The 19,584-nt window shown below is 72.0% G+C and carries 9 protein-coding genes; 6 read left to right on the forward strand and 3 right to left on the reverse strand.

The genetic code is table 11. From position 1 onward, the window contains the following. Window positions 1–19: 19 nt before the first annotated feature. The 5 genes from A4A78_RS11400 (at window position 20) to A4A78_RS11420 (ending at window position 13,234) form a co-directional block, all read left to right on the forward strand. Window positions 20–1,069 (forward strand): hypothetical protein, encoded by a 1,050-nt coding sequence (locus A4A78_RS11400; protein ID WP_062949294.1) that lies wholly within the window; start codon window positions 20–22, stop codon window positions 1,067–1,069. 133 nt (window positions 1,070–1,202) lie between these two features. Beyond that, window positions 1,203–4,781 (forward strand): DNA polymerase III subunit alpha, encoded by a 3,579-nt coding sequence (gene dnaE / locus A4A78_RS11405; protein ID WP_062949296.1) that lies wholly within the window; start codon window positions 1,203–1,205, stop codon window positions 4,779–4,781. A 24-nt stretch (window positions 4,782–4,805) separates the two neighbouring features. After that, on the forward strand, window positions 4,806–5,708 hold the full coding sequence (locus A4A78_RS11410) for an endonuclease/exonuclease/phosphatase family protein (RefSeq protein WP_062949298.1): 903 nt from the start codon (window positions 4,806–4,808) through the stop codon (window positions 5,706–5,708). 9 nt (window positions 5,709–5,717) lie between these two features. After that, window positions 5,718–6,908 carry an acyl-CoA dehydrogenase family protein gene (locus A4A78_RS11415; protein WP_062949300.1) on the forward strand — a complete coding sequence of 397 codons (1,191 nt, stop codon included), beginning with the start codon at window positions 5,718–5,720 and terminating at the stop codon, window positions 6,906–6,908. A gap of 191 nt (window positions 6,909–7,099) precedes the next feature. Further along, window positions 7,100–13,234, forward strand: a complete 6,135-nt coding sequence (locus tag A4A78_RS11420; protein WP_062949302.1) for an Ig-like domain-containing protein — start codon at window positions 7,100–7,102, stop codon at window positions 13,232–13,234. 93 nt (window positions 13,235–13,327) lie between these two features. Here A4A78_RS11420 and A4A78_RS11425 read toward each other — a convergent pair whose 3' ends face one another. Both A4A78_RS11425 and A4A78_RS11430 read right to left on the reverse strand, forming a co-directional pair. Continuing rightward, window positions 13,328–14,356 (reverse strand): ATP-dependent 6-phosphofructokinase, encoded by a 1,029-nt coding sequence (locus tag A4A78_RS11425; RefSeq protein WP_062949304.1) that lies wholly within the window; start codon window positions 14,354–14,356, stop codon window positions 13,328–13,330. 226 nt (window positions 14,357–14,582) lie between these two features. Next, the gene (locus A4A78_RS11430) at window positions 14,583–16,139 is read right to left on the reverse strand and encodes a flotillin family protein (RefSeq protein WP_062949306.1); all 1,557 of its coding nucleotides are present in this window, start codon (window positions 16,137–16,139) and stop codon (window positions 14,583–14,585) included. A gap of 249 nt (window positions 16,140–16,388) precedes the next feature. Between A4A78_RS11430 and A4A78_RS11435 the strand changes: the two genes are divergently transcribed. Beyond that, window positions 16,389–17,792: an MFS transporter gene (locus A4A78_RS11435; protein WP_062949308.1), complete on the forward strand. Its 1,404-nt coding sequence runs from the start codon at window positions 16,389–16,391 to the stop codon at window positions 17,790–17,792. 83 nt (window positions 17,793–17,875) lie between these two features. Here A4A78_RS11435 and pgi read toward each other — a convergent pair whose 3' ends face one another. Next, entirely contained in the window at window positions 17,876–19,570 is a 1,695-nt protein-coding gene (gene pgi / locus A4A78_RS11440; RefSeq protein WP_062949310.1) for a glucose-6-phosphate isomerase, read from the reverse strand. Window positions 19,571–19,584 lie beyond the last annotated feature (14 nt).

Below are 19,584 nucleotides of genomic sequence, written 5' to 3' on the forward strand. Positions count from 1 at the left end.
ACGCCCGTAACCTGGCCCCATGACGACTCCACGGGGCGCCCTCCTCACGGGCAGCGTGAACTACGACGACGCCGAGAAGACCATGCGCACGGTCGCCGAGATCCTCGGCGCGCACGTCGGGCGGATCCCCGACGGAGAGGTCGGGAAGCGATTCCACTGGATCATGTTCCAGCCCGACGTGCTCGGCGAGGCCGACGGCATCGAGCGCGTCGGCGAGGAGCCGATCCCCTTCGGCGCCGGGCTCGACGCCCGCCCGCTGCGGATCGCCGACGGGGTCGAGCCCGCCGAGATCGACCTGCCGCCGCTCGGCTACGCGGACGCGGCCCGTGAGTCCTACGCCCTGTTCACCCGCCTCCGGGCCGAGGGCGCGATCCCGGCCGGGATGCGCTTCCAGGTCTCCCTGCCCACCCCCGTCGCGGTGATCTCCTCCTTCTTCTCCGGTGACGACCGGATCGCGATCGAGCCGGTCTACGCGGACGCGCTGCTGGGCGAGCTCGAGCAGATCCTCGAGGAGATCTCGCACCAGGACCTCGCGATCCAGTGGGACGTCGCCTCCGAGATGGGCATCCTCGAGGGCGCCTCCGGCTACGGCGCGGTCATGCAGGGCTGGTGGACCGGGGGAGTGCTCGAGGGGATCGTCGCCCGGCTCGCCGCTCTCGTCGACGCCGTCCCCGCGGAGGTCGAGGTCGGGATGCACCTCTGCTACGGCGACGCGGGGGAGAAGCACTTCGTCGAGCCGGCCGACACCGCGCACCTCGTCCGGGTCGCGAACGCCGTCCTCGGCGCCGTCGGCCGCCCGCTGTGCTGGCTGCACCTGCCCGTGCCGATCAGCAGGAACGACGAGGGGTACTTCGCCCCGCTCGCAGAGCTCGCGGACGTGCCCGAGCTGTATCTCGGGCTGGTCCACCGCGAGGACGGCGCCGACGGGGCCCGCGCCCGCATCGCCGCTGCGCAGAAGGTCCTGGGCCGTGACTTCGGCGTCGCCACCGAGTGCGGCATCGGCCGCGCCCCGGAGGGCACCACCGAGTCCATCCTGCGCACCCACGCGGAGGTCGCGGACCCGCGCTGAGGACCCTGCTGAGCAGCGCTCGTCAACGCCCCGACGCGCCGGCGGATTCCCGACACGCCGGACGCGCCGGGGTGACCTCTCCGACCCCTGCCTGAGCGCTCGCCCGTCGGCCCTCGCGGCTACGCTGGTGGGCATGGCTTCTGCGGGTTCCGATGACTTCGTCCATCTCCACGTCCACACCGACTACTCGCTGCTGGACGGCGCCGCGAAGATCGACAAGCTGGTCGCCGAGACGGTGAACCAGGGCCAGCAGGCGGTGGCGATCACCGACCACGGCTATCTCTTCGGCGCCTACGAGTTCTACAAGGCCGCGACCGACGCCGGGGTCAAGCCCATCGTCGGCATCGAGGCGTACGTGACCCCGGGGACCAGTCGCCATGACCGCACCCGCGTGCAGTGGGGCACCAAGGAGCAGCAGGCGGCGGGCGACGACGTCTCCGCCCGCGGCGCCTACACCCACATGACCCTGCTGTCGAAGTCGACCGAGGGCATGCACAACCTCTTCCGCCTCGGCTCGGCAGCCTCCCTCGACGGGCAGATGGGCAAGTGGCCGCGGATGGACCGCGAGATCCTCTCGAAGTACGCGCCGGGCCTGATCGCCACCTCCGGCTGCCCCTCCGGCGAGGTGCAGACCCGCCTGCGGCTGGGACAGTTCGACGAGGCCGTGAAGGCCGCCGGCGAGTTCCAGGACATGTTCGGCAGGGACAGCTACTTCATCGAGCTGATGGACCACGGCCTCGACATCGAGAAGCGCGTGACCAAGGACCTGCTCGAGGTCGCCAAGGCGGTGAACGCCCCGCTGGTGGCGACCAACGACCTCCACTACGTCACCGAGCAGGACGCCACCATCCAGGACGTGCTGCTGTGCATCAACTCCGGCTCGCGCCTGAACGACCCCGACCGCTTCAAGTTCGGCGGCTCCGGCTACTTCCTGAAGTCCGCCCAGCAGATGCGGGAGCTGTTCCGCGAGTTCCCCGAGGCCTGCGACAACACCCTGCGCATCGCCGAGATGTGCGACGTCTCCTTCACCACCACGAACGAGGGTGCGAACTACATGCCCCACTTCCCCACCCCGGGCGGGGAGGACGAGGAGTCGTGGTTCGTCAAGCAGGTCCAGGACGGCCTGCACTACCGGTACCCCTCCGGCATCCCCGACGAGGTCCAGAAGCGCGCCGACTACGAGGTCGGGATCATCCTCCAGATGGGCTTCCCCGGCTACTTCCTGGTCGTCTCCGACTACATCAAGTGGGCCAAGGAGCAGGGGATCCGCGTCGGCCCCGGCCGTGGCTCCGGCGCCGGCTCCATGGTCGCCTACGCCATGCGCATCACCGACCTCGACCCGATCGAGCACGGCCTGCTCTTCGAGCGGTTCCTGAACCCGGACCGCGTCTCCATGCCCGACTTCGACGTCGACTTCGATGATCGCCGCCGCGGCGAGGTCATCGAGTACGTCGAGCGCAAGTACGGCGACGACAAGGTCTCCCAGGTCGTCACCTACGGCGTCATGAAGACGAAGAACTCCATCAAGGACGCCGCCCGCGTGCTCGACTATCCGTTCGCGATGGGGGACAAGATCACCAAGGCGCTGCCGCCGGCGGTGATGGGCAAGGACATCCCGATCAACGGGATCTTCGACCCCGAGAACAAGCGCTATGCGGAGGCGACCGAGTTCCGCCGCATGCACGACGAGGACCCCGACGTCCAGAAGGTCGTCGAGATCGCCAAGGGCGTGGAGGGCCTGACCCGCGGCTGGGGCGTGCACGCCTGCGCGGTCATCATGTCCAGCCACACCCTCACCGACATCATCCCGATGATGCGCCGCCCCTCCGACGGTCAGATCATCACCCAGTTCGAGTACCCGACCTGCGAGACGCTCGGCCTGCTGAAGATGGACTTCCTGGGGCTGCGGAACCTCACCGTCCTCTCCGACGCGGTGGAGAACATGTCCCGCAACGGGAAGACCCCGCCGGACCTGGAGACCCTGCCCTTCGACGACCCGGCGACCTACGAGCTGCTCCAACGCGGCGACACCCTCGGGGTGTTCCAGCTCGATGGCTCCGGCATGCGCACCCTGCTGCGGCAGATGAAGCCCGACCAGTTCGGGGACATCACCGCCGTCTCGGCGCTGTACCGACCGGGCCCGATGGGCATGGGCTCGCACACCAACTACGCGCTGCGCAAGAACGGCCTGCAGGAGATCACGCCGATCCACCCCGAGCTCGAGGAGCCGCTCTCGGAGATCCTCGACGAGACCTACGGCGTGCTCGTCTACCAGGAGCAGGTCATGCAGACGGCGCAGAAGGTCGCCGGCTACTCGCTCGGCGAGGCGGACATCCTCCGCCGCGCCATGGGCAAGAAGAAGAAGGCGGAGCTGGACAAGCAGTACGTCTCCTTCGAGGCGGGCATGAAGGACAACGGCTACTCCGACGCCGCCGTGCAGGCGCTGTGGGAGACGCTGCTTCCCTTCGCGGACTACGCCTTCAACAAGTCCCACTCCGCCGCCTACGGCGTGGTCTCCTACTGGACCGCCTATCTCAAGGCGAACCACCCCACCGAGTACATGGCCGCGCTGCTGACCTCCACCCAGGAGAACCGCGACCGGCTCGGCCTCTACCTCGGCGACTGCCGCCACCGCGGCATCACCGTGCTGCCCCCGGACGTCAACGAGTCCGACCTGTACTTCTCCGCCGTCGGCGACGACATCCGCTTCGGCCTCTCCGCGATCCGCAACGTCGGCGCGAACGTGGTCGAGGAGATCATCCGCACCCGCGAGGAGAAGGGCGCCTTCACCTCCTTCACCGACTTCCTGGACAAGGTCCCGCTGTCGGTGTGCAACAAGCGCACCATCGAGTCGCTGATCAAGGGCGGCGCCTTCGACTCCCTCGGCCACAACCGCCGCTCCCTCGTGCTGATCCACGAGGACGCCGTCGACTCGGTCGTCGACGTCAAGCGCAAGGAGGCCCAGGGCCAGTACGACCTCTTCGCCGACGTCTTCGGCGGCGCGGGCGGCGGCGAGGGCGAGGACGCGATGGCCTCCGGCTCCGCGGCGACGCTGACCATCCCGGACCTGCCCGAGTGGGACCGCAAGGAGCTGCTCGCCTTCGAGCGCAACATGCTGGGCCTGTACGTCTCGGACCACCCCCTGTACGGGCTCGAGCACGTCATCGCCCAGAACTCCTCCACCTCCATCAGCTCGCTGGCCGACGACGGCGCCGTCAAGGACGGCGAGATGGTCACGATCGCGGGGCTGATCACCACCCTGCAGCGCAAGACCACCAAGAAGGGCGACATGTGGGCGATCGCCACGGTCGAGGACCTCGAGGGCTCGATCGACTGCCTGATGTTCCCCTCGACCTACATGACCGTCGCCTCCGAGCTCGCCGAGGACCTCGTCGTCTCGATGAAGGGCCGGGTCGACACCTCCAAGGGCATGCCCGAGCTGCGGGTCATGGAGATGACGATCCCGGAGACCGGGGGAGGGGTCGACGGCCCCGTCACCATCGCCCTGCCCGCCCTGCGCGCCACCGAGAAGGTGGTCGGCGACCTCCGCGGCGTGCTCGAGGACAACCCCGGCTCCTCCGAGGTGCGGGTCAAGCTCCAGGAGCCCGGCCGCACGACCCTGATGCAGCTGGACAAGCGCCTCGCGGTCACCCCGTCGGCCGCGCTGTACGCCTCGCTGAAGGCCCTGCTGGGCCCGGGATGCCTCTCCTGAGCACGGCAGCGCGAGGGTGACGGCGTGAGCACGCCGCCCGTGCGGCGAGGCGGCGGGGACGGCCCGGGGCGGCCCGCGCCCTGGCGCATCGCGACCTTCAACATCCGCCACGGTCTGGGCCGCGACGGACGGGTCGACCTCGCCCGCACCGCCCGGGCGATCGCCGCGCTGCGGGCCGACGCGATCGGTCTGCAGGAGGTGGACGTCGCCTACGGGCCCCGCTCGGGGCACGAGGACCAGGCCTCCCGGCTCGCCGAGCTGCTGGGCTGGGAGGTCGCCTTCGGGGCGGCGCTCGACCTGCCGCCCCTCCGGCCGGGCGATCCGCGCCGCCGCTACGGGGTCGCGCTGCTCACCCCGCATGCGCTCACGGGCCCCGTGATGCACGCCCTCCCCGCGCATCCGGGCGCCCCAGCGCGGCACGAGCCCCGCGGGGTGCTGCACGCGCAGGTGACGCGCGGCGGCGGCGACGCGCTCGACCTGCTGGTCACCCATCTGGACAACGACCGGCCCCGGCACCGCACCGCGGAGGTGCTCGGCATCCTCCGCCGCGCCGTGGGGATCACCGGACCGGCCGTGCTGCTCGGCGACCTCAACGCCGCCCCGCACCGCCCCGAGCTCGCACCGCTCGCCGCCGCCGGCTGGCGGGAGGCGGCCGACGCGCTGCGCGGACCCGGGCGCGGCCTGCGGGAACTTCTCGTGCTCTCCGCGCTGACGGGCTCCCCGGCGCGCCCGACCCACCCGGCGCGCCTCCCCGTGCGCCGCATCGACTCGCTGTGGGTGCGGGGCGCGGTGGACGTGCTGGACCTCGCCACCGGTCCGCTCACCGACTCCGACCACCGCCCCGTCGTCGCGACGCTGCGCACCCGGACCACCCTGCACGAGCACGGCCCCGGCCCGGAGCCCCGCACGGTGTGCGACCTGGACTAGCGTGGACCCATGAGCGTCATCCCCGAGGAGCTGCTGCCCGACTCCCTGCTCGAGACCTTCCGCGAGCGCGCGGTGGTCCACGACCGGGAGAACACCTTCCCCGAGCAGGACCTCGCCGACCTGCGCGAGCGCGGATACCTGCGCCTGCTGGTCCCCCGCGAGCTCGGCGGACTCGGCGGGAGCCTGCTGGAGGCCGCGCGCGTCCAGCGCCGCCTGGCCGGCGCCGCCCCCGCCACGGCACTGTCGATGAACATGCACCTCGTCGTCACCGGCGCCGCGCTGCACGCCCACCGCCTCGGCGCGGAGCCCGTGCGCAGCGTCCTCGAGGACGCCGCCGCGGAGAAGCTGTTCGCCTTCGGGATCTCCGAGGCGGGCAACGACGCGATGCTCTTCGACTCCGGCACCCGCGCCGTCCCCGACGGCGACGGCTTCCGCCTCACCGGCACCAAGATCTTCACCTCCCTCGCCCCCGTCTGGGACCGCCTGGTCGTGCACGGCCGGGTCGCCGCCGCGCGCGAGGGCGACCCCCGGCTCGTGTTCGGGGTGATCGAGCGCGACGAGCACGTCGAGACCCTCGACGACTGGGACACCCACGGCATGCGCCCCTCCCAGTCCCGCACGACGCGTCTGGACGGCGCGGCCGTCACGGCGGAGCGGGTGCTGACCACCACCCCCGTCGGCCCGAACACCGACCCCTTCGTGATGGGGATCTTCGGCGCCTTCGAGCTGCTGATCGCCTCGGTGTACACCGGCGTCGCGCAGCGCGCCGTGGAGGTGGGCGGCGCAATCGCGACCACCCGCCGCAGCGCCACCAAGGGCATCGTCCACGCCGACGACCCCGACATCCGCTGGCGTCTCGCCGACGCCGCGATCCGCCTCGACGGCGCGGTGCTGCAGGCCGAGAAGGTCCTCGCCGACCTCGACGCGCTCGGCACCGGGGAGAGCGGCCCGGGCACGAGCGACCACGGGCCGCGCTGGTTCCTGCACTTCTCCGGGGTGAAGTCCCGCGCCACCGAGGCCGCGATCGCCGCGGTCGACCAGGTGCTGCGCGCCAGCGGCGGCGTCCAGTACTTCCGCCGCAGCGAGCTCGAGCGCCTCTCCCGCGACGTGCGCGCCGGGCTCTACCATCCCTCCGACGAGGAATCCGTCCATGCCGCCTACGCCAAGGCGCTGCTGGGGGAGATCGGCTCCCCGCGCTGACGCGCCGGACCGCTCCCCGTCGGCCGCGCTGACGTGCCGTGCGCCGGCGCGGCGACCGACGGGTGAACAGCCGTCGTCCGGCCCGGGACGAGGGAGGGCGGCCCGGCCGCGACAGGCTAGGATCAGACCGTCGCAGCCGATGCTCGGGGGAGAGCGGGGGAGACTGCGGTCAGGGGAAGGGGAGCACCGCAGTGAGCAGGTCGAGGACGGCGCCCGCGCGCCGACGGGGCACCACGATCTCCACCGCCGTGATCGCGCTCCTCGCGCTCGTGCTCACCGCCTTCGCGCTGCGGCATCCCGGTGAGGAGTCCTCCCAGATCGAGGTGTCCGACGGCGGCGTGTGGGTCAGCCACCGCGGCGACGGGATGATCGGGCGGATGAACGTCGACGCGGGCGAGCTCGACGCGCGCCTGAGCATCGTCGGCGACGAGCTCGAGATCCTGCAGTCCGGGTACACCGTGATGACGGTCGGCGGCCGCGGCTACACCATGATCAACACCGCCTCGATCGTCCGCGGCGGCACCATCGAGCTCCCGCCCGAGACCGAGGTCGCGCTCGGCGGGGACCGCATCGCGATCGCCGCGCCCGACGGACGGGTCTGGATCCTCACCCCCGAGCAGGCGGCGGCCTTCACCACCTCCGCGGTCGAGCCCGTCCACACCGCCGACGGCGGGGTGCCGACGATCGCGGTCACCGACGCCGGGACCGTGCTCGTCCTCGACGGCGACCAGCTGCTGTGCTTCCCCCGCACCCTCGACACCGCGTCCCCGCGCCAGGAGGACCCCCTCACCGTCGGCGGCCTGTCCGGCACCGGGGACGAGGTCGCCCTCAGCGCGGTCGGCGAGGAGCCGGTGGTGCTGGACCGCGAGAAGCGCCAGCTGCGCCTGGGCACCCGCCTGCGCGCCGTCGACCTCACCGAGGCCGGGGTCTCCGACGCCGCCGGGATCGAGCTCCAGGCCCCCGGCCCGGAGAGCGACCGACTCGCCGTCGCGACCGAGGACGCGCTGCTGGAGGTCCCGCTCGGCCGCGGCGAGATTGTGGACCATCCCGCCGGCGGCACAGGCACCCCCGCCGCTCCGGTCCGGACCGGCTCCTGCACCTACGGCGCCTGGAACGGCTCCCTGCGCTACGCCCGGATCTGCGACGGCGCGGAGCCGGTGCTCGAGGCGGTCCCCGAGGCGGACGCCGGCGCGGAGCTCGTGCTGCGCGAGAACCACGGCCTGGTCGTCCTGGACGACGCGAGCGGCTCCTCCTCCTGGACGATCCAGAAGGACATGACCCTGGTCGACGACTGGGTCATCACCCAGGACATCCAGCAGGACGAGAAGGAGGTCGAGGAGGAGACGGTCACCACCACGATCACCGACATCGAGGAGGAGCGGGACCAGGAGAACCGCCCGCCCGTCGCCAACGACGACGAGCACGGGGTGCGCCCCGGCGCGAACGTCGTCCTGCCCGTGACCCGCAACGACACCGATCCCGACGGCGACGTGCTGCTCGCCGACGTCAAGGGCGCCCAGCCCGACGCCGGGACCGTCACCCCGATCCTCGGCGGCACCCAGCTGCAGGTCGCCGTCGCCGAGGACGCGAGCGGCACCTCCACCTTCACCTACGAGGTCTCCGACGGACGCGGCGGCACCGACACCGCGACCGTGACCCTCACCGTGCACGCCCCCGGGGAGAACACCGCCCCCGAACCCGCCGACCAGGCCATCACCAGGGTCCAGGTGCTCTCGGGGGAGTCGGTGACGCTGAACGTGCTGCCCTACTGGGAGGACCCCGAGGGCGACGCCTTCTACCTCGCCGACGCCACCATCGCGCCCGAGGACCTGGTCACCTTCCGCCCCGACGGCACCGTCACCGTCGACGACGCCGGGCTCGTCACCGGCCCCAAGCAGGTCGCGCTCACCTTCCGCGACGAGCACGGCGCCGCCTCCGAGCACGTGCTCGAGGTCGAGGCGGTCACCGACCCCGAGCTCGCCCCGATCACCACCACCGACCACCTCCGGGTCGTCACCGGCCGCACCGGCACCGTGAAGCCCCTGGTCAACGACATCAACCCGGCGGGCGGCCAGCTCGAGCTGACCCACGTCGAGGAGGCCCCGGGGCTCGAGGTCGAGACGGATCTGGTCACCGGCACCGTCCGCGCGAGCGGCGAGGTCGGCACCTACTACCTGCAGTACACCGCCTCCGCCACCTCGGCGAGCTCCACCGGGCTGCTGCGCATCGACGTGGTCGACCCGGCCGAGGAGTCGCTGCTCCCGGTGCCCGTCGACGACATGGCGCTGGCCACCACCGGCGGGGACGTGCTCGTGGACCCGCTGGAGAACGACGTGGACCCCACCGGGGGCGTGCTCGTGCTCGGCTCGGTGCAGGTGCCGGAGGGCAGCGGGCTGAAGGCCACCGCCGTCGGCCACCACCTCCTGCGCGTCGAGGCGTCCCCGGACGCCGAGGTGGGGGAGGAGCCGATCCCGCTGAGCTACGAGGTCGCGAACTCCGCCGGCAGCACCACCGGCACGGTGCGCGTGATGCTCGCCCGCACCGACACCCAGTTCGCGAACCCCGTCGGCGCCCGCGACGACGGGATCGTGCGCGCCGGGGACATGGTCATGCTCGACGTGCTGGACAACGACCTCTCTCCCACCGGCTCCGATCTGTCGCTCGGCGAGATCACCGACACCTCCGGCCTCGAGGGGCTGGGACAGGTCGAACGGCACGACCAGCAGATCCGCTTCACCGCCGACCCGTCCGCCCGCGGCGAGGGGACCTTCACCTACGAGGTGCTCGATGCGACCGGCCGCAGCGGCGCCGCCCGCGTCACCGTGCGGATCGTGCCCGCCGACGCCCCGAACACCGCGCCGCGCCCCGAGTCCCTCACCGCGCGCGCCGTCGCCGGCACCTCGGTGCGGATCCCCGTGCCCACCTCCGGGATCGACCCCGACGGCGACTCGGTGATGCTCATGGGCGCCTCCGAGCCCGCGCCCGAGCTGGGCCGGATCGTCAGCGCGCACGGCACCTGGATCGAGTACCTGCCCGACGAGGGCGCCGTGGGCACTGACCGCTTCCGCTACCAGGTGATGGACCCCTCCGGCGCGGTCGGCACCGCCGAGGTGCTCGTCGGCGTCGCCGCCCCCACCGACCGGAACCAGCCGCCCTACGCGGTCGACGACAAGGTCGACGTGCGGCCCGAGCGCGAGTTCGAGGTGCCCGTCCTCGAGAACGACTCCGATCCGGAGAGCGACGAGCTCTCCCTGGTGCCGGACAGCATCGAGCCGACCACCGACATCGAGGTGCTGCCCCCGGACGAGGACCGCTCCGCGCAGCGGATCACCGCCGTCGCCCCGGCCGAGCCCGGCACCCACACGATCCTGCACCGGATCACCGACGGGCAGCTCGCCAGCGCCGCGACCCTCACCGTGCGAGTGGACCCGAACGCCCCGCTGCTCGAGCCGATCGCGACCGACGACCACGTCGACCCCGCCGACGTGCTGGATCCCGACCGCGGGCCGATCCGCGTGGACCTCCTGGCCAACGACCGGGATCCCGACGGCAGCGTCGCCGACCTCGAGGTGGCCCTCGACACCGCGGCCGAGGGCGCGAGCCTCGACGGCCGGATCCTCACCCTCACCCCCGGCGAGGAGCAGCAGCGCCTGCGCTACACGATCACGGACCTCGACGGCCAGACCTCGAGCGGCTACGTGTGGGTGCCCGGCACCTCCCGCATCGCGCCCGTCTGGGCGGGGGAGCCGCTCGAGGTCGCCGCCGGCGGCGAGAAGAGCATCGACCTCACCGACCCCCAGGCCGTGCGGGTGCGTCCGGGCGCGGACGGCGCCCGCATCGTGGACCCCTCGACGGTCACCGCGGGGCACACCGACGGCACCGATCTCGTGGTCGACGAGACCACGCTGCTGTACCGTCCGGCCGCCGCCTTCGTCGGCCGGGACACGATCTCCCTCGAGGTCTCCGACGGCCCCGCCGGGGACGCGACCGCCGCGACCGGGACGATGTCGATCCCCGTCCAGGTGCTGCCCGGGGACACGAACCTCCCGCCCACCCTGCGCGGCTCGGTGCTCGAGGTCGAGGTGGGCGGCTCGGCGACCACGGTCGACCTGGCCACCGCCGCGGAGGACCCCGACGGCGACCCGCTCGAGTTCGCGCTCGGCGAGGCGGAGCTGCCCGAGGGCGTCACCGCGGAGATCACCGACGGCCGTCTCGCCGTCACCGCGAGCGCGGACGCGCCTCTCGGGGCGAGCGCCGAGCAGCCGCTGACCGTCACCGACGGCGAGACGGAGCCGGTCGACGCGAGCTTCCAGGTGATCGTCGTCGGCAGCACCCGTCCCCTCGCCACCCCGGTGATGGACGTCGTCGAGATCGACGCGGGCCGCACCGAGGAGCTGCCCGTGCTCGAGAACGACTCCAACCCCTTCCCCGGCGAGCCGCTCGAGCTCGTCTCCGCACAGCTCACGAACGGCAGCGGGAGCGTCGACGTGGACGGCGACAGGGTGGTCCTCACCCCGGACGCGGACTTCGCCGGCGTGCTCAGCGCCTCCTACACGGTCGAGGACCGCACCGGTGACCCGGCCCGTCGCGCCGTCGGGGAGATCCGCGCGACCGTGCGCGGGAAGCCCGAGGCCCCCTCCGCGCCGCGGATCGGGGAGGTCGGCGACGGGAGCGTGGAGCTGGTGTTCACCGCCGGGGACGACAACGGCGCCCCGATCACCGGGTACACCGTCACCTCCGCGAGCGGACCGGCCGTCAGCCACGAGTGCGCCTCGACCTCCTGCACCCTCACCGGGCTCGCCAACGGCACCGAGTACCGCTTCCAGGTCGTGGCGACCAACGACGTCGGCGACTCCCCGGCCTCGGCCCCCTCGGCCGTCGCCCGGCCCGACGTGCGCCCCGAGGCGCCGGCCGTCCCCTCGGTCACCCGCGGCGACGGACAGCTGGGCGTCTCCTGGGCCGCGCCGGAGAACCGCGGCTCCGCCCTGCAGAGCTACGAGCTGCAGATGCAGGCCGGCGGGCAGACCCAGTCCCGCACCGTCGAGGCCGCCACCACCGAACTGGTCTGGGAGGGGCTCGCCAACGGCACCGACCACCGCTTCCGGGTGCGGGCCTCGAACCTCGCCGAGGAGCCCTCGGAATGGTCGGGATGGTCCTCGCCCGAGCACCCCGCCGGGCCGCCGAAGGCCCTGGACGGCAAGGTCACCGCCGAGCGCACCAACGACCGCCTCGGCGGCGGCGTGCGCGTGAGCTGGCCCGCCGCGAGCGACGCCGTCGCCAACGGCGAGCCGATCACCTCCTACGTCATCACGGGCAGCGGCGGGGTCAGCGCGAGCGTCGACGGCGACGCCTCCTCCCACGTGCTGCGCGGCCTCGACCCGGACACCAGCTACTCCTTCACGATCACGGCGGAGAACTCGGTGGGCCGCGGCCCGGCGTCGGCCGCCTCGAACACCGTCGTGCCCTGGGCCGTGCCCGAGGCGCCCACGGGCGTGAAGGCCTCCCTGCCCGACGCCGCCACGGGCAATGGCCCGAACGGACGCGCGACGGTGAGCTGGTCGCCCGCGGCCGGCAACGGCACTGCGGTGAAGGACTACGTGGTCCGCTGGAACGGCGGCTCGAGGACGGTGCCGGCCGGGACGACCTCTGTCACCGTCGACGGCCTGGCCAACGGCACCGCCCACCGCTTCACCGTCCAGGCGCGCAATCGCTTCGAGGGCGGGGAGAGCGCGCTGTCGACCGCCTCGAACTCGGTGACGCCGTACACCGTCCCGGACCCGCCCCGGCTCTCCGCGGACGACTCCGGCTTCATCTGCCAGGCGCTGGACGACTGCCTGATCAGGCTCAGCGCCGACGCGCCCGCCGACGCGGGCGGGACCGGCTTCAAGCATCTGGTCCTGTCCCCGCAGGGCTTCACCTGCAACCGTCTCACCAAGACCGGCGACGGCAGCAGCACCTGCGATGTCGCCCCGGAGACGACGTACACCGTGACCGCCTACGCGGAGAACGACAAGGGGCTGCGCAGCGCCACGACGACCTATCGCTTCACCACCCCGCCGATGTGGAACGACACCTCGCTCCCGACGATCGAGCTCGACGTGGTGGCGACGAACACCGGGACCGAGTCCTACCGGGTCACGCCGAAGGCCGGCGAGTTCAAGGCCGTGGACTACGAGTGGCGCACCTACGCCTCCTACGAGTGGCGCTCCGCGGGCGGCACCGGGCCCTTCGAGATCTCGACGGACCGTGCCGAGGGGGACAAGTTCTACGTCCGCGGGGTCGATGCCGACGGGAACTACAGCCAGTTCGTCACGATCGGCGGCTGAGCGGGCTCGCCGGCCGGGCCCTGCCCTCGGCCGCAACCGACCGATGCTCGGCCGTCCTCGCCCGGGGGCCCCACGGCTCCGACGGGCGGCGGCTCAGCCGAAGAGCACCTCGGCCTCGTGCCAGCGCGACTCCGGCACCGTCTTCAGGCTGTCGATCGCCTCGGTCAGCGGCACGTCCACGATGTCGGTGCCGCGCAGCGCGACCATGCGTCCGAAGCCGCCGCCGTGCACCAGATCGACCGCCGCGGTGCCCAGTCGCGTGGCGAGCACCCGGTCGTAGCCCGTCGGCTCGCCGCCGCGCTGGATGTGCCCCAGCACCGTCGCCCGCGACTCGATGCCCAGACGCTCCTCGATCAGCGGGGCGAGCGCCGCGGCGACCCCGCCGAAGCGCGGCCGCCCGAACTCGTCGAGGTCGTAGTCCATGAAGCCCTCGGGCGCGTCGGAGGGCACGAACCCCTCGGCGACCACCACCAGCGGGGCGCGACCGCGGTCGTGGGCCGCCTTCACGTAGCCGCAGATCTCCTCGATGCTCAGCGGGAACTCGGGCAGGCAGATCACGTGCGCGCCCGCGGCCATCCCCGAGTGCAGCGCGATCCACCCCACCGAGCGTCCCATCACCTCCGCCACCATGCAGCGGTGGTGGGAGTCGCCGGTCATCCGCAGCCGGTCCAGCGACTCGGTCGCGATCTCGACCGCCGTGTGGAAGCCGAAGGTGTAGTCGGTCGCGTCGAGGTCGTTGTCGACCGTCTTGGGCACGCCGACCACCGGGATCCCCGCCGCGGACAGCCGGTTCGCAGTGAACAGCGTGCCGTCGCCGCCGATCGCGATGATCGCGTCGACCTCCTGCTCGTCCATGTGGCGCCGGACGATCTCGGCGCCGTCGGCCCCGTCGTGGAAGGGATTCGCGCGGGAGGTGCCCAGGATCGTGCCGCCGATCCGGCCGATGCCGCGCACGCGACGGCGGGGGAGGGTCATCCAGTCCCCCTCGATCACGCCGCGCCAGCCGTCCCGGTAGCCGATGAACTCGTCCTCGAAGAGGCGATCGCCCTTGATCACCGCTCCACGGATCACCGCGTTCAGGCCGGGGCAGTCGCCGCCGGAGGTCAGGATTCCGATCTTCATGACGGGCTGGCTCTCTTCTCTCGGGCGTCAGGACGTCGGGGCGGAGCCGCTCCTCGGCGTGCTCCGCCTCCACCCTAGGCGGACCGGGGAGCTTCCGCCCGGGTCCTCGGTCCCCGGATCGTCGCAGGTGGACGACGGATGGACAGTGCCCTGACGGGGGATGACGAAGCGGCGCCCCGCCTCCTCCGCAGAGGGGACGGGGCGCCGCAGAGACGGGGGAGAGGCCTCAGGCCTCGCCCTCCTCGTCGTCGGCCGTGGGGTCCGCGGCGGGGGAGATCCCCGTGCCACGGGTCTGCTCGGACTGCTGGCGCACCGCGCGACCGCCTTCGGCGGCCCGCTGGAGCGTGTCCTGGAAGTCCACGCCGGTTGTGGACTTGACCATGTCGAGCACCTGGGCGAGGCCCACGGAGATGTTCTGCCCGATCTTCGCCTCGCCGTCGGTGGAGAACACCGAGAGGTTGGAGATGTTCGAGTACGGGGAGGCGAGCTCGCCGGCGACCTCCGGCAGCACCTCGAGCACCTGGGCCAGGACCGCGGCGTCGTTGAACTGCTTGTACGCCTCGGCGCGGGCACGGGTGGTCTCCGCCTCGGCGTCGCCCTTGGCGCGGATCGCCGCGGCCTCCGCCTCGCCCTTGGCGCGCAGCGAGTCGGCCTCGGCCTGGCCCTCGAGCCGGACCGCCTCGGCGTCCTTCGAGCGGCGCTGCAGCTCGACCTCGGCCTCGGCCCGACCGCGGGCCTCGATCGCGTGCGCCTCGGCGTCCGCGGTGACCTTGCGGGACTCGGCGCGGTTGCGCTCGTCGGTCAGCTGCGCCTCGGAGTCCGCGACGCGGGCGTACTTCTTGGAGTCCGCGTCCTGCTGCTCGGCGTAGCGCTTGGCCTCGGCCGGCTTGTGGACCTCGGCGATGAGCTGCTTCTCGCGCAGGTCGTTGTTGCGGACCGCGATGAGCTCTTCCTGCTCGATGATCTTCTGCTGCTGTGCGGCGCGGGCGAGGGGACCGGCGGCGTCGGCGACGGCCTGACGCGCATCGGTCTCCTCCTTGATCTCCGCGTTGCGGATGTCGAAGGCCTGCTTCGACTCCGCCTCCTGCTGGAGGTTGAGGTTCTTCGCCTGGGTCGACTCACGGTTCGCGTCCGACTCGGCGATCGCGGCGCGCTTGGCGACCAGCGCCGCCTCGGGACGGCCCCAGTCGCGCAGGTAGGAGCCGTCGTCCTCGATGGCCGAGATCTGGAAGGTGTCGATCACCAGGCCCTGGTTGTTCATCGAGTGCTCGGCCTCGGCCTGCACCTGCGAGGCGAAGGAGGCGCGGTCGCGGATGATCTGCTCCACCGTCAGCGTGCCGACGACGGCGCGCAGGGTGCCCGAGAGGATCTCCTGGGTGTAGTGGTCGATCTGCTGCTGCTGATCGAGGAAGCGCTGCGAGGCCTTGCGGACGTCCTCGACATTGCCGCCCACCTTCACCTGCGCCACCCCGCGCAGACGGAGGAAGATGCCGTTCATCGAGTAGCCCTCGACCTCGACCGGGATCTGGCGCGAGGACAGGCTGAGCACGAAGGCGCGGTCCACGATCGGACGCACGATCGCGCGCCCGCCGATCACGACCCGGGCGCTGCCGGACTCCAGGTCGATGTCCCCGGTGGGGCTCGCCTTCGCATTGCGGCCCGTGATGATCAGGGCCTCGTTCGGTGCGGCGATGCGGTAGCTGCGCAGCAGCACCAGCAGCAGGATGAGCAGGACGACCACCACGACGACGACGCCGCCGATGATCGGTATCAAGGCTTCCATGGGTTCCCCTCGGTGAGTTCAGGCATGCCGTCGATGATTCTTCCATCGACGGCCGCCGGTCGGGAGGCCGATCCGCGACCGGAGACCCACTGGTGACCGGCGGTGCCGAGAGACCGGTGGCGGGGACCTGGGGTGTCCCGCCGGGCGGAGCGCCGCCGGAGGAGCGCCGCCCCACGCGACGCACCACGGTGTCTCACGATCCGGGTATGGGGTCCGCATGGTGGACCTCCGGGTCTAGGGTCGCCCGTCGTGAACACCGTCCCCGCCCCGACCTCCTCCACCGCCCCGCCGCAGGCCGCACCGGCCAACACCCGCGGCCGGGTCATCACGGCCTCGATGGTGGGCACCACCATCGAGTTCTTCGACTTCTACGCCTACGCGACCGCGGCCTCGCTCGTGTTCCCGGCGCTGTTCTTCCCCACGCAGACCCCGGCGAACCAGCTGCTGAGCTCCTTCGCGGTGTTCGGCGTCGCCTTCGTCGCGAGGCCGCTGGGCTCGCTGATCTTCGGTCACTACGGCGACCGCGTGGGCCGCAAGGCCACGCTCGTGGCAAGCCTGCTGGTGATGGGCATCGCGACCTTCCTCATCGGCGTTCTGCCCACCGCCTCGACCCCGGGCTTCGCGTTCATCGCCCCCGCGATCCTGGTGCTGCTGCGCTTCTGCCAGGGCATCGGGCTGGGCGGCGAGTGGTCCGGCGCCGCGCTGCTGGCGACCGAGAACGCCCCGCCCGGCAAGCGCGCCCTGTACGGCACCTTCCCGCAGCTCGGCGCGCCGCTCGGCTTCATCCTCTCGAACCTGCTGTTCGTGCTGCTGAGCGTGCAGCTCACCCCGGAGCAGTTCATGGCCTGGGGCTGGCGCGTGCCCTTCCTGCTCTCTTCGGTCCTGGTGGTCGTGGGGCTGTGGGTGCGGCTGAAGCTCATGGAGTCCCCGGCCTTCCAGAAGGTGCTGGACGAGCAGCGGGTCGCCTCTGTGCCGATCGCGCGCGTGTTCCGCACCGCGTGGAAGCCGCTCGTGCTCGCGACCCTCGCGATGGTCGCCACCTACGTGCTCTTCTACCTCATGACCGCCTTCCTCATGGTGGTGGGCACCACCGCGGCCGACGAGGCCTCCGCCCGCGCCGCCGCGGAGGCGGGCGGCAAGGACTTCAACGCCGCGACCTTCGTGCCGGGCCTCGGCTACGAGCGCACCGACTTCCTCACCATGCTCATCATCGGCGTGGTCTTCTTCGGGATCTTCACCGTCGTCTCCGGTCCGCTCGCGGACCGGCTGGGGCGCAAGCGGCTCCTGCTCGCCGTGACCGCCGGGATCGGCGTGTTCGGGCTCGTCCTGGACCAGCTCATGCACGCCGGCACGGCCGGGGTGATGGCCGCGCTGATCCTTGGCTTCACCCTCATGGGCATGACGTTCGGGCCGATGGCCGCGTTCCTGCCGGAGATGTTCAAGGCCGACGTGCGCTACACCGGCAGCGCCGTCAGCTACAACATGGCCTCGGTGATCGGCGCGGCCCCGGCCCCCTACGCGATGATCGCGCTGTGGCAGGCGCAGGGCGGCTCGCTGCTGCTGGTGGGCGGCTATCTCGCCGTCGCCGCGGTCGTCACGATCCTCGCCCTCGTCCTCGGCGGCGAGACCAAGGACGTGGACTACCTGGCCTGAGCCGGGGGAGTGCGAGACGAGGGGCGGTCCCGATCGGGACCGCCCTTCGTCGATGCCGTCGACGGATGCGACGGCGAGGGTGATCAGCCCTCGCGGTGCTCGCGGTAGTAGCGGATCAGGCCCTCGGTCGAGGCGTCCTCCGCGGAGATCTTCTCCTCGTCGCCGGCGACGGCGCCGGCGAGGTCCTTCGCCAGCTGCTTGCCGAGCTCCACGCCCCACTGGTCGAAGGAGTTGATGCCCCACACGACGCCCTGCACGAAGGTGATGTGCTCGTACAGCGCGATCAGCTGGCCCAGCACCGACGGGGTCAGCTTCGGGGCCATGATCGAGGTGGTGGGCCGGTCCCCGGAGAACTCGCGGGCGGCGACGAGCGCGCCCTCGGTCCCCTCGGCGCGGACCTCCTCGGCGGTCTTGCCGAAGGCGAGCGCCTTGGTCTGGGCGAAGAAGTTCGCCAGGAACAGCTCGTGGACGTCCTGCTCCCCGTCGACCAGCGCGTGGTCCGGGGTGGCGAAGGCGATGAAGTCCGCCGGGATCACGCGGGTGCCCTGGTGGATCAGCTGGTAGAAGGCGTGCTGGCCGTTGGTGCCGGGCTCGCCCCAGAACACCTCGCCGGTCTCGGTGGTCGCCAGCGAGCCGTCCCAGCGCACGCCCTTGCCGTTGGACTCCATGGTGAGCTGCTGGAGGTAGGCGGGGAAGCGGTGGAGGTACTGGGAGTAGGGGAGGACCGCATGGGTCTCCGCCTCCAGGAAGTTCACGTTCCAGATGTTCAGCAGGCCCATCAGCAGCGGCACGTTCTGCTCCGCGGGAGCGGTGGCGAAGTGCTCGTCCATCGCATGGAAGCCGGCCAGGAACTCCTCGAACACGTCCGGGCCCAGCACGGTGGCGAGCACGGTGCCGATCGCGGAGTCGACGCTGTAGCGGCCGCCCACCCAGTTCCAGAAGCCGAAGGCGTTCCGGGGATCGATCCCGAACTCCTCGACCTTGTCCAGCGCGGTGGAGACGGCCACGAAGTGCTTCGCGACGGCCTCCTTCTCCTGCTCGGCGGTCAGGCCGGCGCTCTCGCGCAGGCCCTCCAACAGCCAGCTGCGCACCAGGCGCGCGTTGGTGAGGGTCTCCAGGGTGGTGAAGGTCTTCGAGGCGACGATGACGAGCGTCGTCTCGGGGTCGAGGCCGCGCGTGGTCTCGTACGCGTCGGTGGGATCGATGTTGGACAGGAAGCGGGCCTCGAGGCCGTCCTGGGCGAGGGGCTTCAGCGCCTCGTACACCATGACGGGGCCGAGGTCGCTGCCGCCGATGCCGATGTTCACGACCGTCTCGATGCGCTTGCCGGTCACGCCGGTCCACTCGCCGGAGCGGACCTTCTCGGCGAACTCGTAGACGCGGTGGAGCGTGCCGCGCACGTCCTCGTCGATGTTCTGCCCGTCCACGGCCAGGGCGGGGGAGGAGCCGGCGGGGCGGCGCAGCGCGGTGTGCAGCACGGCGCGGTCCTCGGTGGTGTTGATGTGGGCGCCGGCGTACATCGCGTCGCGGCGCTCCTCGACCCCGACCTCGCGGGCCAGCTTCAGCAGCAGGCGCATGGTCTCGGGGGTCAGGAGGTTCTTCGACAGGTCGACGTGGAGGTCGGCGGCGTCGTGCGTGAAGCGGGCGGCGCGCTCGGGATCCTCGGCGAACCATTCGCGCAGGGAGCCCTCGAGCGCGAGGTCGTGCGCCTCGAGCTCGGCCCAGGCCTCGGTCGTGGTGGGGTCGACAGGAGCAGTGGTGGGATCGGAAGAAGTCATACGGCCATTCAACA

Origin of the sequence: Brachybacterium sp. sponge (genome assembly GCF_001613775.1) — a bacterium.
Taxonomy (GTDB): Bacteria; Actinomycetota; Actinomycetes; order Actinomycetales; family Dermabacteraceae; genus Brachybacterium; species Brachybacterium conglomeratum.

What these genes read in the sequence shown, in the direction of transcription:
- A4A78_RS11430 (WP_062949306.1), bottom strand. Translation starts at nt 16,139, where the DNA reads ATGGAAGCCTTGATACCGATCATCGGCGGCGTCGTCGTCGTGGTGGTC.
- A4A78_RS11425 (WP_062949304.1), bottom strand. Translation starts at nt 14,356, where the DNA reads ATGAAGATCGGAATCCTGACCTCCGGCGGCGACTGCCCCGGCCTGAAC.
- A4A78_RS11415 (WP_062949300.1), top strand. Translation starts at nt 5,718, where the DNA reads ATGAGCGTCATCCCCGAGGAGCTGCTGCCCGACTCCCTGCTCGAGACC.
- dnaE (WP_062949296.1), top strand. Translation starts at nt 1,203, where the DNA reads ATGGCTTCTGCGGGTTCCGATGACTTCGTCCATCTCCACGTCCACACC.
- A4A78_RS11400 (WP_062949294.1), top strand. Translation starts at nt 20, where the DNA reads ATGACGACTCCACGGGGCGCCCTCCTCACGGGCAGCGTGAACTACGAC.
- pgi (WP_062949310.1), bottom strand. Translation starts at nt 19,570, where the DNA reads ATGACTTCTTCCGATCCCACCACTGCTCCTGTCGACCCCACCACGACC.